This is a genomic window from Patescibacteria group bacterium, assembly GCA_041664365.1.
Taxonomy (GTDB): Bacteria; Patescibacteriota; Patescibacteriia; order UM-FILTER-42-10; family UM-FILTER-42-10; genus JAHJEX01.
This window is the reverse complement of the sequence record JBAYKW010000001.1, coordinates 71,149-86,111: the sequence shown is the minus strand read 5'-3', so window position 1 is coordinate 86,111 and position 14,963 is coordinate 71,149. Positions and strand designations below refer to the sequence as shown.

14 protein-coding genes are annotated in these 14,963 nt (G+C 40.8%); 2 read left to right on the top strand and 12 right to left on the bottom strand.

Annotation, left to right across the window (positions count from 1 at the left end; all coding sequences use genetic code 11):
- Positions 1–22: 22 nt before the first annotated feature.
- The 12 genes from WCW66_00425 to WCW66_00370 all read right to left on the bottom strand — a co-directional run bounded on the left by WCW66_00425 (position 23) and on the right by WCW66_00370 (position 10,856).
- Positions 23–790 carry a hypothetical protein gene (locus tag WCW66_00425; protein MFA6391203.1) on the bottom strand — a complete coding sequence of 256 codons (768 nt, stop codon included), beginning with the start codon at positions 788–790 and terminating at the stop codon, positions 23–25.
- 88 nt (positions 791–878) lie between these two features.
- The gene (gene dnaK, locus WCW66_00420; GenBank protein MFA6391202.1) at positions 879–2,795 is read right to left on the bottom strand and encodes a molecular chaperone DnaK; all 1,917 of its coding nucleotides are present in this window, start codon (positions 2,793–2,795) and stop codon (positions 879–881) included.
- A gap of 153 nt (positions 2,796–2,948) precedes the next feature.
- On the bottom strand, positions 2,949–3,371 hold the full coding sequence (locus WCW66_00415; protein ID MFA6391201.1) for an Hsp20/alpha crystallin family protein: 423 nt from the start codon (positions 3,369–3,371) through the stop codon (positions 2,949–2,951).
- 33 nt (positions 3,372–3,404) lie between these two features.
- Positions 3,405–3,905 (bottom strand): nucleotide exchange factor GrpE, encoded by a 501-nt coding sequence (locus WCW66_00410; protein ID MFA6391200.1) that lies wholly within the window; start codon positions 3,903–3,905, stop codon positions 3,405–3,407.
- Between the two features lie 9 nt (positions 3,906–3,914).
- On the bottom strand, positions 3,915–4,616 hold the full coding sequence (locus tag WCW66_00405; protein MFA6391199.1) for a hypothetical protein: 702 nt from the start codon (positions 4,614–4,616) through the stop codon (positions 3,915–3,917).
- Positions 4,617–4,729: 113 nt separating this feature from the next.
- Positions 4,730–5,530, bottom strand: a complete 801-nt coding sequence (locus WCW66_00400) for an ABC transporter permease (protein ID MFA6391198.1) — start codon at positions 5,528–5,530, stop codon at positions 4,730–4,732.
- A gap of 81 nt (positions 5,531–5,611) precedes the next feature.
- Positions 5,612–6,586: an ATP-binding cassette domain-containing protein gene (locus tag WCW66_00395; protein ID MFA6391197.1), complete on the bottom strand. Its 975-nt coding sequence runs from the start codon at positions 6,584–6,586 to the stop codon at positions 5,612–5,614.
- A 3-nt stretch (positions 6,587–6,589) separates the two neighbouring features.
- Positions 6,590–6,850 (bottom strand): AbrB/MazE/SpoVT family DNA-binding domain-containing protein, encoded by a 261-nt coding sequence (locus tag WCW66_00390; protein ID MFA6391196.1) that lies wholly within the window; start codon positions 6,848–6,850, stop codon positions 6,590–6,592.
- A gap of 124 nt (positions 6,851–6,974) precedes the next feature.
- Positions 6,975–8,240: a glycosyltransferase gene (locus WCW66_00385; GenBank protein MFA6391195.1), complete on the bottom strand. Its 1,266-nt coding sequence runs from the start codon at positions 8,238–8,240 to the stop codon at positions 6,975–6,977.
- 3 nt (positions 8,241–8,243) lie between these two features.
- Positions 8,244–8,861: a lysophospholipid acyltransferase family protein gene (locus tag WCW66_00380; GenBank protein ID MFA6391194.1), complete on the bottom strand. Its 618-nt coding sequence runs from the start codon at positions 8,859–8,861 to the stop codon at positions 8,244–8,246.
- Between the two features lie 2 nt (positions 8,862–8,863).
- Positions 8,864–9,973 (bottom strand): rod shape-determining protein RodA, encoded by a 1,110-nt coding sequence (gene rodA, locus WCW66_00375; protein MFA6391193.1) that lies wholly within the window; start codon positions 9,971–9,973, stop codon positions 8,864–8,866.
- A gap of 25 nt (positions 9,974–9,998) precedes the next feature.
- Entirely contained in the window at positions 9,999–10,856 is an 858-nt protein-coding gene (locus tag WCW66_00370) for a hypothetical protein (GenBank protein ID MFA6391192.1), read from the bottom strand.
- 116 nt (positions 10,857–10,972) lie between these two features.
- On the opposite strand from WCW66_00370, the gene WCW66_00365 reads away from it, so the two are divergent.
- Positions 10,973–11,311, top strand: coding sequence for a hypothetical protein (locus tag WCW66_00365; protein ID MFA6391191.1), 339 nt, complete (start codon positions 10,973–10,975; stop codon positions 11,309–11,311).
- A 112-nt stretch (positions 11,312–11,423) separates the two neighbouring features.
- Positions 11,424–14,894, top strand: a complete 3,471-nt coding sequence (locus WCW66_00360; protein MFA6391190.1) for a DNA polymerase III subunit alpha — start codon at positions 11,424–11,426, stop codon at positions 14,892–14,894.
- Positions 14,895–14,963 lie beyond the last annotated feature (69 nt).

Sequence of the window (14,963 nt, the reverse complement as noted above, 5' to 3'; positions counted from 1 at the left end):
TATTAATGTTCTTTATGAATAATTATGACGAAACTTTTACCCATCCCTCTGGAGGGGTATATAGAGAAAATCTAAAAAACGCTTTTATACTTCTTTTGTCCGATCCATTTAGAGTTCTAAAATACACTTCAACTCTAAATAAACAATAAGGTACTCCACTTTTTCCATATTTTAAATCATGCCCTAGCGACACCGGCCAACCAATAGTTTCGCCAGGAGAAATCATAAGCTTAAAGCAATCTTCCTGTTCATTATCCCAAATTTCTTGATCCTTTTCGGACACGATTGAATCAATAGTGTTCCGCATTTTTTCATTATATTCTTTTTGTATTTGTTTTTTCAGTTCTGAAACTTTTTTGTATGCTTGATTAATTAAAATTCTTGTCACATTGTCCCCTGTTGGTTCAGGAGTACCACCCTCAATAATAATTTTTACATATCCCTTAGGTTGTTCTTTTAAACATTCACCAGAGTAAATTTTTTGATTAATTTTAATTGTTTCAAGCGGTTCATCGGTTTTATTCACTAATACTATTGTTGCATCTTTAGTCATAGCTATTTGAAGACCACCAGAATATTGTAATTCTCGAAGTTTCTTTTCTCTCAATATTGGTTGAATTGCGATAATAATAATGAATATTGATCCAATTGAACTTGTGGCAGTCCAAAAAGTCATACCATCCATAGTTACCTTACCAGCGATACTACTAATAATAAACATTACATAAAAAAGTACTATTAAAGCTGATCCGACTATATAGGGTAAAGTGAATTTGTTTTTTAATCTCATACATGTATCCCGCAACTTGCAGGATTAATTATTTTACTTGCACCGGTAGGCGAGAATACGTATTCTCGCCTACCGAATTAATTACTTATTATTTCTTCTCTTCCTTCTTCTCTTCCGTGAATTCACCTTCAACTGGTTCTTTGTCTCCCTCTTTTTTCTCACCGGCCTTTGATGCATCTGCTTTCTTTGCCGCTTCTTCCTTCTGCTGTGCTTCATACATCGCCTGTCCAATCTTCTGAGCAGCTGTTGATAGCTCTTCGGTGGCTTTTTTGATCGCTTCCACGTCGTCTTTGTCTTTTACATCATTAACCGCTTTAACCTTTTCTTCCACGGCTTTCTTGTCTTCTTCTTTAATCTTATCGCCACCCTCTTTGATCGCTTTTTCAGAAGTGATCACCATGGTTTCTGCCATGTTACGGGCTTCGATCAAATTTTTCTTTTTCTTATCTTCTTCCGCGTGAATCTCCGCGTCTTTCTTCATCTTTTCAACTTCCTCGTCGGACAGTCCGGAAGAAGCTTCAATGCGGATGCTTTGTTCTTTATTAGTTGCTTTGTCTTTTGCTTTCACGCTCAGGATTCCGTTTGCATCAATGTCAAACCCTACTTCCACCTGCGGGATTCCGCGCGGTGACGGAGGGATGCCGTCTAAGATAAATCTGCCCAGTGATTTGTTGTCGGCTGCCATTTCTCTTTCGCCCTGCAAGACGTGAATTTCTACGGATGTCTGGTTATCTGCTGCGGTAGAAAACACCTGACTCTTTGATGCAGGAATGGTTGTATTCTTTTCAATTAATGGTGTGCGTACTCCGCCTAGAGTTTCAATACCAAGTGTTAGCGGGGTAACATCCAATAGCAGAACGTCTTTTACTTCTCCCTGCAATACACCGGCTTGTACCGCTGCACCGATTGCTACTACTTCGTCCGGGTTTACAGATGAGTTCGGTTTTTTGCCGAAGAATTCTTCTACTTTCTTCTGTACTAACGGCATTCTGGTTTGTCCGCCGACTAGCACTATTTCATTCATATCTTTGGCTTCCAAACCGGCATCTTTCAGCGCTTTCTTACAAGGCTCCAGTGTTTTTTCCACGAAATCACCGACGATATCTTCCAGTTTGGCGCGGGTCAATTTCAATACCAAATGCTTCGGGCCTGATTCATTGGTTGTAATAAACGGCTGGTTGATTTCTGTCTCCTGTGTGGATGATAATTCAATCTTGGCTTTTTCCGCGGCTTCTTTGATTCTCTGTAGTGCCAGATTGTCTTTGGAGAGATCAATTCCCTGGTCTTTCTGAAATTCATCCAGGATCCAGTGCATTATCTTCTGGTCAAAATCATCTCCGCCAAGATGTGTATCGCCGTTGGTTGCTTTCACTTCCACGGTGTCATCACCGATTTCCAAAATGGAAATATCAAATGTTCCACCGCCCAGATCATAGACTGCGATCTTTTCATCTTTCTTCTTATTGAACCCGTAGGCAAGTGCCGCCGCGGTTGGTTCGTTGATAATGCGTTTCACGTCAAACCCGGCGATCTTACCGGCATCCTTGGTCGCCTGCCTCTGTGAGTCGTCAAAATATGCCGGCACGGTAATTACCGCTTCGGTTATCTTTTCACCCAGTTTGTCTTCGGCATCCGCCTTCAATTTCTGTAGGATCATCGCGGAAACTTCCTGTGGGGTGTGTTGTTTATCGCCCATTTTTACCGTAACACCGTCATTATTTTTTTCAATTTTGTAAGGCAATGTTTTCGCGTCGTTCTGGACTTCTTCTTCCTCCCATCTGCGTCCGATCAGACGTTTCACTGAAAATACTGTATTTTCCGGATTAGTTACCGCCTGTCTTTTGGCCAGCTGGCCGACCAGACGTTCACCGCTTTTGGAAATTGCAACCACGGAAGGAGTGGTGCGGTTGCCTTCTTTATTTTCCAGCACTTTCGGCTCGCCTCCCTCGACGATCGCCATTGCTGAGTTGGTGGTACCGAGATCGATACCTAATATCTTTGCCATTTTACTTAATTCCTTTCTTTAATGATTGATATTTGATAAATAATTTCTTATGAACCCGGGAAGCGAAATGTAAATAGATTCTTCGGCTTGACGAGTTCTCGTCTCGCTCAGAATGACATTTCGCTGCCCGGAGCCAGAAGCTCCGAGTGATTCCTATTTGGAACCTTTTTTTAATACGTTAACTTTGATTGTTTTTGGCATTACCTGTTCCGCTTTGGGAATGGTAATTTTCAAAATTCCATTTTCAAAGTCGGCATTGGCCTTGTCACCATCTACAGCAATCGGCAATGCGACTGCGCGGTGGAAACTGCCGGTTCTGACCTCTTTGCGGTAATATTCCTTTTCATCTACTTCCGACTTCTTTTCCATGGAACCTTCTATGGTCAGTACGTCGTTTTCGATGGAAATATTTACCTTTTCCGGATCAACGCCAGCCAGAGGTGTTTCAACAATTACCGAATCCTTGGTCTGATAAACGTCAATCGCCGGTACGAAACCGCTGGCCATGCCCGACATGTATTCTTCCATGAATTTGTCCATGTCCTCCCAAGGCTGGATCATTGGTCGATATTTCATAATATGCATATATTTATCTCCTTTTGTTAATAATTATTTAGCTACTTTGACTTTCGCCGGCTGGATTACCCGGCCGTTCAGTCGAAAGCCAGTTGTTAGTTCTTCCGTTACCATTCCTTTTTCCATTTCCGATTCCACTTCTTCAATTGCTTCATGCATTTCCGGATTAAACTTTTCACCCACTGTTTTTATTTCTTCTATCCCCATACCTTTTAATACATTATTTAAATTGCTTTGGATGTGTTTGACTCCTACAATCCAGTCCGAACTCTCAATCTCTTTAGGCACATGCTTCATTGCCTGTTTAAACTGATCAACAAGCGGAAATATATCGAGTAGCATTCCCGCGGTGGCAAATTCCATCAATTCCGCCTGCCTTTGCTCCTGTTCTCTTTTGAAATTGATGTAATCGGCCTTGGCCCTTTTCCATCCGTTCAGGTATTCTTCCGCCTGATTTTTCGCAGTTTCCAATTCTTTTTGAATGTTCTTATCCGCCTCCTGATCCTGTTTTTCGTGCTTGTCGTGGTGAGTCATAAATATTAATTACAAATTAGTTATAAGTTCCTGAGTGTATTTGATCAGCGCGCGGTTATGGGAATAATTCATCCGCATCGGTCCGAGGATTGCGATCAAACCCTCAACACTTCCTCTTTGATACTTGGTTAAAATAGTACTGCACTGTTTACCAAAAGGATTTTCTTTCCCAAGTAGGATGTGAACGTCTTTGCTGATATCATCAAAAATTCCCGCTACAGCTTCATCCAGATGGTCAACAACTTCACTTAAATTATAAATAACATCCAGTTCCGCAAACTCCGGCTGACGGAAAACATTGGTCAGTCCGGTATAATAGATATCTCTTGGCGAAAATCCTACGACTACCGCACCGTTGGAAAGAACTGCTACTTCTTTCGCCACCTGTTTTACCGCAAATGAATCTTCGTTATCTGCTTTTAACATCTGTTGAAGCTGTATTTTGTGCTTATCACTTAAATCTCTTTCATCCAGATAATTATCAATAAAAAAACGGTAACCCTTTTCGGTTGGAATGCGTCCGGCTGAAGTGTGCGGATGAGTGAGATATCCTTCCTTTTCCAGATCCATCATTTCATTGCGGATTGTGGCCGTGGACAGATCAAACCCGCCTTTGCCAACCAAAAGGTTGGATCCAACCGGAATAGCAGTTTTAATATGCTGTTTGATTATAGCCGCAAGGAGGGCTTTTTTTCGGTCATTTAGTTCCATATTTGGTACCTGTTAGCACTCCTAATGGTAGAGTGCTAATTTAGTATAACATATCAAAAAAAGGGGTCAAGTCCCCTGACAAACAGGAGATCCGCCCCTTTTATTAATATAAGCTATTCCGCGCGATTAAAGCTCCAGAAAGACAATCCGAACATTACCAACCCGAATGCAACAATAACTAGTGCGTCAAAAGATAATGAATGGATGACAATGGAATCGATCACCTGCTGTGGCGCATTACTGAATACGATATTCCGCAGACCATCTACGGCATATGTCAACGGATTAATAGATGAGACAATCTCCATCCATTTTGGAACATTCGTCAGTGAAAAGAAGGCGCCGGAAAGAAACATCATCGGAAAGAATAAGAACTGAAACACAAACTGGAACCCCTCGGCATTACGCATCCTGGTAGCGATAAAGAGACCCAGCGAAGTAACAGCAAAAGACAGTAAAAGAGAAACAAACAGCAACCCTGGTACCGTGCCCCAGTCAATCGAAAGTCCGAAAACCGGTGATATAGCAATCAATAAAACTGCCTGAAATAATCCGATCACAACTCCGGACAATATTTTCCCCAGTATGATCGATGCCCGGGAAACCGGTGCGACAAGGATTTCCTTCAGAAATCCGAATTCCCGATCAGTCACAATTGAGATGGAAGTGTTCAGCGCAACCCCGAGCGTAGTCGTGGCAATAATTCCAGGAAACATGAATTGTACAAAATTAAATCCTAAACCCTCTCCACCCATGTTCATTGTTGATTCCAATCCGACCCCGAAGATGCCCAAAAAAATCAGAGGCTGCATAATTGAACCGATAATTCTGGCCTTGTCGCGGAAGAATCTCAAAATATCCCGCATAAAGATATTTCGCATTGATCTAAATTCCAGTTTGATGTCATTTTTCATCCCGTTAGAAATCCTGTGATTAATGTTTATAAAATTTGATAATTGTATCCCGTTATTTTCGTTAATTTCTAACGGGATTCATTATCTTCTCCCCCTAGATCTTAAGAATCTTTTAGTTTTCTCAGCGTTATTCGGTTCTTCTTCACGGATTTTTGATCCGGTCAGTTTCAGGAATACATCATCCAGCGAAGGTCTTTTGAGTTCAATACTTTTAACCATCTGCGGCAATTCACGAACCATTTTCGGCAATACCTGATCTCCGTCTTTAACAATCACAACAATCTTGCCATCTTCTTCGCGCACATTTTCCGAAAATGATTTCTTGATGGATTCTATTGCTGCCGAATTATTATCCGTTTCAAGTGTAATTATGTCTCCGCCCACCTTTTCCTTCAGCTTATCAGGTGTATCAAGCGCAACAATCGTGCCGTGGTCGATAATCGCAATACGATTACAGTTTTCCGCCTCATTCAAATAGTGCGTAGTCAGGAAGATCGTAATTTTTTCCTGCTTTGCCACTTTTAAAATATATTGCCACATAGTTGCGCGGGTTTGCGGATCCAGACCGATCGTCGGCTCATCCAGAAAAAGAACTTTCGGGTAGTGCAGCATTCCGCGGACAATTTCCAGACGCCTTTTCATGCCGCCGGAAAAATTCCTGACGGCTGTTTTGGCACGGTCCGACAAATCAACAATCTTAAGCAGTTCTTCGGACCTTTTTCGGTATATTTCTTTGGGAACGCCGTAAAACTCCGCGTGAAACCGCAGATTTTCCAGTGCAGTCAGTTCCTCATCCAGAGTTGATTCTTGAAAAACCAAACCGATTGATTTTCTGACCGCCACCCGGTCTGTCGTTACGGAATGCCCGTTGATTATCGCTTCACCGGATGTCGGTTTTAACAATGTTGAAAGCATATTAATCGTGGTAGTTTTACCGGCGCCATTGGGTCCGAGAAAACCGAAGACTTCCCCTTCTTCCACGTTAAAGCTGACATCTTTAACTGCTGTAAAGTCTTTAAATTTCCTGGTTAAGTTTTTTACTTCAATTATATTCATAATTTATTTTACTCCTTTTATTTCTTTTCTAATTTTTTCCACCCTACTTACCATTTTTTCGGTCATTTTATCCAAAAATGTATCAATATCGTCCGATTTTACTAATCCGACAAATTTATCAAATTTGCAGAATACTAAAAGCCGGTCACCGGTTTTCAGATTCATGCGCTTTCTAACTTCTGCCGGGATGACTACCTGCCCTCGCTCACCGATTGTTGTTGTACCGCATACCTTATGATCTTTTTCGCAATGTTCTTTATGCATAATGTATTTTTTGTAATGTATGAAATGTATGATTAATCGTACTTAATTATATATCCCCTATAATATCCGTCAAGGGAACAAAAAACAGCTAAAATATCGACATAAGCTGTTTTAAATATTCCTATTATTTCCGCTTTTGGTGGGTATTAATAAAACGCTCAATAATGTCTATCGCGCGATGACCTTCACGGTAAGAACGGATTGTTTTTCTGAATTTTTCGGAATTTCTTCTGTACTTATCGTGTTTTAATATTTTTTCAATCGCAAATCTGATTTCAGAGGGTTTAACATCCAATGCGTCCTTTAATAACGAATTTGGATTGACCCATGATGCCTTAATCGGATTCAAGTTTATCCCGCACTTTAACCGTTCAATTCTTTTTGCATTGTACCATTGACCGTAATTATGCGGAATTACAATGCATGGCTTGCCGTATTTCAATGCCTGCATAACCGTACCATGACCGCCATGATGAATTACAATATCGCTGATCTCACAGGCTCTTTGCCCGGGCAGATAAGTTTCCAGCCAAACGTTATCCGGCAGTTTACCGATTTTATTTCGTTTAAAATTCGGCCCTAGACTTACAATTAACTGATAATCAGAATTAGTAACTGCTTCAACAGTACTGTTCAGCATTTCCTGGTTATAAATAGTTCCGCCGAGTGATAAGTAGATAATCGGCTTTGTTTTATCCAAATCTTTAAACCAGGACGGCTCTTTTTTTTCAAATCCACGCCACAATAACGGACCAACAAAATATGCATCGCTGGGTAGCGGTGAGAGAGAGGCGTATTCCGGCACGTCCGCAACCAGTTTCAAATCCGCATCATACTGGGCATAAACCGAGGCCTTGGCGAATTGATTTGATACTTTATGAAAAGGCACTTTCATTGCCTGCCTGGAAATAAAATTTACAAAAAACCACCCGACAAAATAGTAAAATTGGTTCAAAAGCTTTTTTTCTGAAAGATCCAAACCGTTCCCCTTCCAGAACTCTTTCAGGTAAATAGAATTCGCGATTGTAATCCACGGAATTTTTTTGATTCTGGTTGAGATACAGGCGGTTGTCCGTTTATCAGAAATAACCACATCCGGTTTATATTTATTTAAAATATCCAAGTCCTCTTCTACGTTATTGGAAAGCAAATCCAGATATTCATTTTTCTGCGCGAATTTATACTCCTCCGCCACATCAAAACTGGTTGACGGTGATAATGTATACGTTCCATACCCCGCTTTTCGGACAAAGTCACGTTTATCACGACTCACCGCAAATCTTATGTGATATTTTGATTTCGGCAACAAATCAGCAATCGTCAAACACCGGGTTATGTGCGCTAACCCGTCGGAGTGCGGTAAAAATAATATTTTTTTTCTTCTGGTCATAAATTAAAATGGATATGGTTTACCGGACAAATTTGAAATTTCCTTCATTATTTCTCCCGTCACTTCTACCAGCAAATCTTTAGTTATTTCCTTTTCGTAATATCGGTCAAAGTAAATCGGCTTGCCGATCTTGATCTTTGCTCTGCCAATCCCTTTAAAAAAATTTCTGAAGGATTCTTTGACTGTTGAACCGTGAGGGCCGTCAATTCCAACCGGTAAAACAGGAACCCTGTTATACAGGGCGAGTCTTGCTACACCCGTTTTACCTTTTGCCAATTCTTTGTTCGGATTAGCTTTGCCTTCAGGAAATATAGCAACAAGTTCTCCATTTTTCAATACCTCACTCATTTTTTCCAAACTGCGCGCAGGATCAGCCGGATCAATCGCGACAGCATCAAATATGCGATAGTTACCTGTTTTTGCGATAAAATTCATATGCCGTGAAGTTGCACGTACTATCGGTGCGATTAATATATACATATCAAAATAACTGATGTGATTTGCGGCAATTATTAACGGCCCTTTTTTTGGAATATTTTCACAACCCTCTGGCTTTTTTGTAAGTAGGGTAACAAATAAATATAATGGCTGCATAATCCATGAATTCAGTCGGATTTTCATATTTACAGTTTTAAGGATTTTCTGCGGATATATATACTTTCAACGATACCAATGGAAAGCAAGCTCATCATCAGTGAACTGCCTCCCGCGCTGATGAATGGCAACGGCAATCCCGCGACCGGGGCTAGTCCTAAATTCATACCGATATTAATAAACATTTGAACAACAATCATGACCAAAATTCCCCAGGCAACGTATATTCCGAAGTCATCTTGAGCCGAGCGGATTATTTTAATAATCCGCCAAAACAATAAACCAAATATGGAAATTACAAAAAACGCGCCGATAAAACCAAGCTCCTCCGCAATCACAGCAAAAACAAAATCTGTTTCTTTTGCCGGCAGGAAGTTTAAACGGCTTTGCGGACCGAGCGAAAGACCTCTGCCCCAAAATTGCCCTGATCCGATAGATATTATCGACTGTGTGACATTATATCCCTGTTTTAATGGATCGCGGGTCGGTTGGGCAAAATTTAAAACCCGCTCTTTTTGGTAATCCGCCAGAAAAAACCAGCTGATGAACATAACAAAAAACATAGTGCCTATGATTATCAGGATATGTGACTTTTTAATTCTGGTTAACCAGGTCATCCCCGCCCAGATGGAAATAAATATTATTGCCGACCCTAAATCCGGCTGCATTAACACCAGTACAACCGGCAGACCGATAAAGAGGGCGCTGATCAATACATTTTTAAATGTAAAAGGTTCCGATGCTTTGTGCGCCAAATAGCGGGCCAGGAAAATAATCATTAATACTTTAACAACCTCTACCGGCTGGAATACCTGGCCGAAGAAAGAATACCATCCTTTTGTTCCTCTCACCGTGATACCAAAAATTAAAACACCTAATAACAATGAAACTCCTATCCAATATATTATATTGGCATACCCCCGCAATATCCGATAGTCAAAGAATGCCAGCGTTAACAGAAAAATTGTTCCCAAACCAAAAGCAACCAGCTGAGTAACCAGCAGGCTGAATGATCCATTTTCCTGATTGACCGAAATACTATAAATCGCCAATAACCCGAATATCACCAGAATAACGGCGATCGTGAAAAGTATCCAGTCAAACCTTTTAAATTGTGAGAAATATTTATCAAATATCATACCGATCAAAGGAAAAAATCAAATTCTAGAATTCATCCGGTGAATACAGCATAGTGGGATCATATGCATTCACTTCCGGGACAACTTTCACACTTGTAACAGATCCGTATTCTTCACCCCAGGAAAGTCCCAACTCCCTTGATTCCAATGCAGCAAATCGATCAAATTTTGCTTCGTTGACAGCAACCGGCAAATTACCGCTATACAAAACAACCAGAAATTTAACATTCCAGAAATTGTAAACAGTATTGTTCTTTATCATTGCTGTAACCCTAGTCGAATATGAAGATTGCGTTCCTCTTTCACCTAGGATAGGAATCAGATCAGTTTTTATGTCCGTAACTTCAAAATTGATAGCGGGTTTTTTTTCAGGAAAATCTACCCTCACCCATCCCGGAGCGTCAACCACTAATTTGGCAATTGGCTTTTCCGCTGTACTTTTTACGGCATATTTAAAAACATAGCGCTGTTCCTGAGGCAGAAGAAATGTAGTTTCCTGATCTAAGTCAACCCCGTCTAAAACAAAATGAAAAACTAAGGAATTAGCAACCCATTTTGCGTTCGGATTTTTTATTTCTGCAATTAAATTATATTTTTGAACCTGTCCAGGAATTGGTATCAGACTGGTGTTTATCACCTGGATAGCTTGCGGGGAATTCGTCTGTTGATACGCCCCAAAGTCGATGTATGATACACCGATCTGACTAGGTATAGTAGTGAACTTGGTCCATGTGACAAGCAAAATAATGACATTGAACAGAATATACAAAAAAACCATCAAATCAGCCACGGCAATCAAAATGACCCACCATTTTTTAAGCTGATATCGGTGCGTTACCCACCAAATACTTATCTTAAGTTGTTTATCGCTGTATTCTGCCATGGTTTGTTCCTGCATATAAAATACCACAAATAGGCAAAAAAATGAAGTATAATACTTGAAATTTGAAATATATGATATACTTAATCTTGTTAAATTTATTCTTATTAAATAAACATATGTTTGAAACTAGCAAAGACGTTCTATTCCTTGTGATCGCCCTTTGTGTTTTTATTGTTACAATATTTTCAGTTTGGATTCTTTACTACATCGCCCAGATTTTGAAATCTTCAAAAGAAATGGTTGAAGAGGTGAAGAGTAAGGTAGAGGAGTTCGGTAATGTATTGAATTTGATTAGGGAAAAAATTACACATTCTACAACAATGCTTACCACAGTGGTAAAAGGCGTAACTGATTTATTGAATATGTTTAAAGGCAGAAAGTCCAGAAAGGATGATGAATATGAAGATGAATTTGAAGAAGAAGTAAACAATAAAGCAAGACGTAGAAAAAAATAATTCAGACCTCTTTGTTTCGAGCCCCCTCGATCTTGGGGGCTTTTTGATCGCATTGATCGGGTGAGTGAAAAAGTGTTATAATTGACAACTGAATTAACAACCCAAAACAAGCATGAGTTTTGTTCACCTCCACACTCACAGCCACTATAGCCTGCTCGACGGCCTGCCCAAAATTGGTGATTTAGTCAGCAAAGCAAAAAAACTGAATATGGATGCCCTGGCCTTAACTGACCATGGTGTTTTATATGGTGCGATTGAATTTTTTCAAAAAGCAACGGAAGCGGGAATCAAACCGATTATCGGCGTGGAAACATATGTCGCAAAAAACGGAATGCATAATAAAAGATCCAGGGTTGATGACCGACCGTATCATTTAATTCTGCTGGCAAAGAATCAGACCGGATACCAGAATCTGCTTACACTGATTACAAAAGCGCACCTGGAAGGTTTCTATTATAAACCGCGTATTGACTGGGAATTATTGCAAAAACATTCCAAGGGATTGATTGCCATGACCGCCTGCCTGCAGGGAGAAATCCCATCAGCGATCAGAAATAATGACCTTGGTCATGCGGAAGAACTGATTAAAAACTATGCCAACCTTTTTGGCGAGGGTAATTTTTATTTGGAACTCCAGAATCACCCGAGTATCGAACAACAGCATAAAGTCAACGAAAGTTTAATCGAGCTGGGTAAAAAATTGAGTATCCCGCTGGTTGCGACCAATGATGTTCATTACTTGGAACCGGCGGACGCGTATCCGCAGGACGTGCTTTTATGCATCCAGATGAAAAGAAAGCAGGAAGAAACGGACCGTATTTCCTATGTCGGGGAGGATTTTTCCCTGAAAACTCCGGAACAAATGGCCAGAGATTTCAGTCATGTCCCGGAAGCGCTCGAAAACACCGTAAAAATTGCCGAAAAATGCAATGTTGAAATAGAATTCGGTAAAATCATGCTCCCCCATTACGAAACACCGGAGAAAAAAACAACCGATGAATATCTGCGGGAGTTGTGCTTTCAGGGAATTAAAAAAAGATTTGGAATCGACATTCCGTCTGACCCGGAAAAACAAAATATTACGGATGAAAAAACAAAAACAATCATTGACCGGCTGGAATATGAATTGAGTGTAATTCATAAAACCGGATTTTCCTCCTACTTTTTAATCGTCCAGGATTTTGTTAACTGGGCAAAAAATAATAAAATTGTGGTCGGCCCGGGTAGAGGTTCTGCCGCCGGCAGTCTTGTTTCCTTTGTTTTAAATATTACCAACCTGGATCCCCTGCACTATGAACTAATGTTTGAAAGATTTTTGAATCCCGAGAGAATTTCGATGCCGGATATTGATATCGATTTCGCTGACTCCCGCCGGAATGAAGTCATAACATATGTTGAAGAAAAATATGGCAAAGACCATGTCGCCCAAATAATCACATTTGGTACGATGGCAGCAAGAGCCGCTATCCGGGATGTCGGCCGGGTGCAGGGACTGCCGTATAATTTCTGCGACCAGGTGGCAAAGATGATCCCGATGTTTATGACGTTGGATGAAGCGCTAAAATCCGTCCCCGAACTGAAAGATCTATACAATACAGATTCTGAAGCGAAAAAACTGGTTGATACTGCAAAAAAACTGGAAGGTGTAGCACGTCATACTTCTACCCATGCCTGTGGAATAGTCATCGCTCCGGATCCGCTAGAACAGCACGTGCCGACGCAATATGCCAGTCAAGATGATAAAACAATCATCACTCAGTATTCGCTGAATCCGATTGAAGATCTGGGACTTTTGAAAATGGATTTTCTCGGACTCAAGAATCTAACAATTTTGGAAAACGCTTTAGATATAATCTTTAAGACAACCGGCGAAGAAGTTGATATAGATAAAATTCCGCTGGATGATAAAAATGCTTTCAAACTGTTTCAAAAGGGCGATACGATCGGGGTGTTCCAATTAGAAAGCTCCGGCATGACCCGTTATCTGAAAGAACTGAAACCGACGGATTTAGAAGATATCATTGCAATGGTTTCCCTGTACCGCCCGGGTCCGATGGAGCTGATCCCAGATTACATCGCGGGCAAGCGCGGTAAGAAAAAAATTACCTATCTCCACCCGAAACTGGAACCCATTTTGAAAAAAACATACGGGATTGCCGTTTATCAGGAACAGATTCTGCAGATCGCCCGTGATTTGTGCGGATTCACCCTTGGCGAGGCTGATATTCTGCGTAAAGCTATCGGTAAAAAAATCCGTAAACTGCTCATGGAGCAAAGAGAGAAATTTGTCCAAGGGGCGATAACAAACGGCATTCAAAAAAGGATTGCTGAAAAACTGTTCGATTTCGTAGAACCATTTGCTGAGTACGGTTTCAACCGGTCACACGCAGCCTGTTACGCTTTGATTGCCTATCAGACAGCCTATTTGAAAGCCAATTGGCCGGCGCAGTTTCTGGCCGCCCTTCTAACCGCTGATTACGGCAATACTGACCGGATCGCCGTAGAAGTTGCGGAAACAAAAAAGCACGGCATTGAGGTTGTTCCGCCGGACGTTAATGAAAGTTTTTCAACTTTTACCGTGGTTAAGGAGAGTCTCGGTACCGAGCAGCCACGCATCCGTTTTGGCTTGATGGCCATCAAAAATATCGGAACTAATATTGTCCGTACCATAATTGATGAAAGAAAGAAAGACGGTAAATATAAAAACCTGGAGGATTTCCTCAGACGCGTACAAACTAGGGATTTGAATAAGAAATCACTGGAGAGCCTCATCAAATGCGGAGCAATGGATGATTTTGGCAATCGCCAAACCCTTCTCGATAATCTGGAGTCAATCCTGATTTACGCGAAAAACAGTCAGAAAGAAAGACTTAACGGCCAGACCAACCTTTTCGGTATGCTTCCCGCCGAGCACAGCCCAAAGTTACGCCTGACCGAATCAGAACCGGTTGATAAGAAGACAAGACTGGGATGGGAAAAACAACTGCTCGGGATGTATATCTCCGAACACCCGCTCGATGATTATCGTGAGCAGCTGGAGAAAATTACCAGCCCGATCAACACACTTAGTAAGGGACTGAAAAGAAATATAACTGTCGGTGGAATTATCACTTCAATTAAAAAAATAATTACCAAGACCAACGAGCAGATGCTCTTTGTCACTTTGGAAGATCTGACCGGAGCGGTGGAAATAATAGTTTTTCCATCCACACTGAAGGACAATCATGAAATCTGGGCAGAAGATAAAATGCTGCTGGTTACCGGGAAAGTAAATACGAAAGAAGGAATCCCGAAATTGATTTGTGAAAAAGTAAAAGAATTTTCCGGACAATCTGATTCCAATAAACCCGAATCTATAGAGAAGAAAATCACAATCAAAATTGCCAATTTAGAAAAAGAAACCCTGGACAAGCTGAAAGTAATTTTTGAAAAGAATCAGGGAGAATATAAAGTTTTTCTGGTATGGAAAAATGGCGGGAGTCCGAAAACTATCTCAACCAAAACGGCAATCAGTTTAAGTGGCAGAATAGTGGCAGAAATTGAGGCTATCGTAGGCGATGGAGCGGTTGAAGTGTCAGAATAACGGCACTCTTCCGATAATATTGTATTTTTGGTATGATAAGAATGGAAAATAACCATTCTTTTTAAGTTA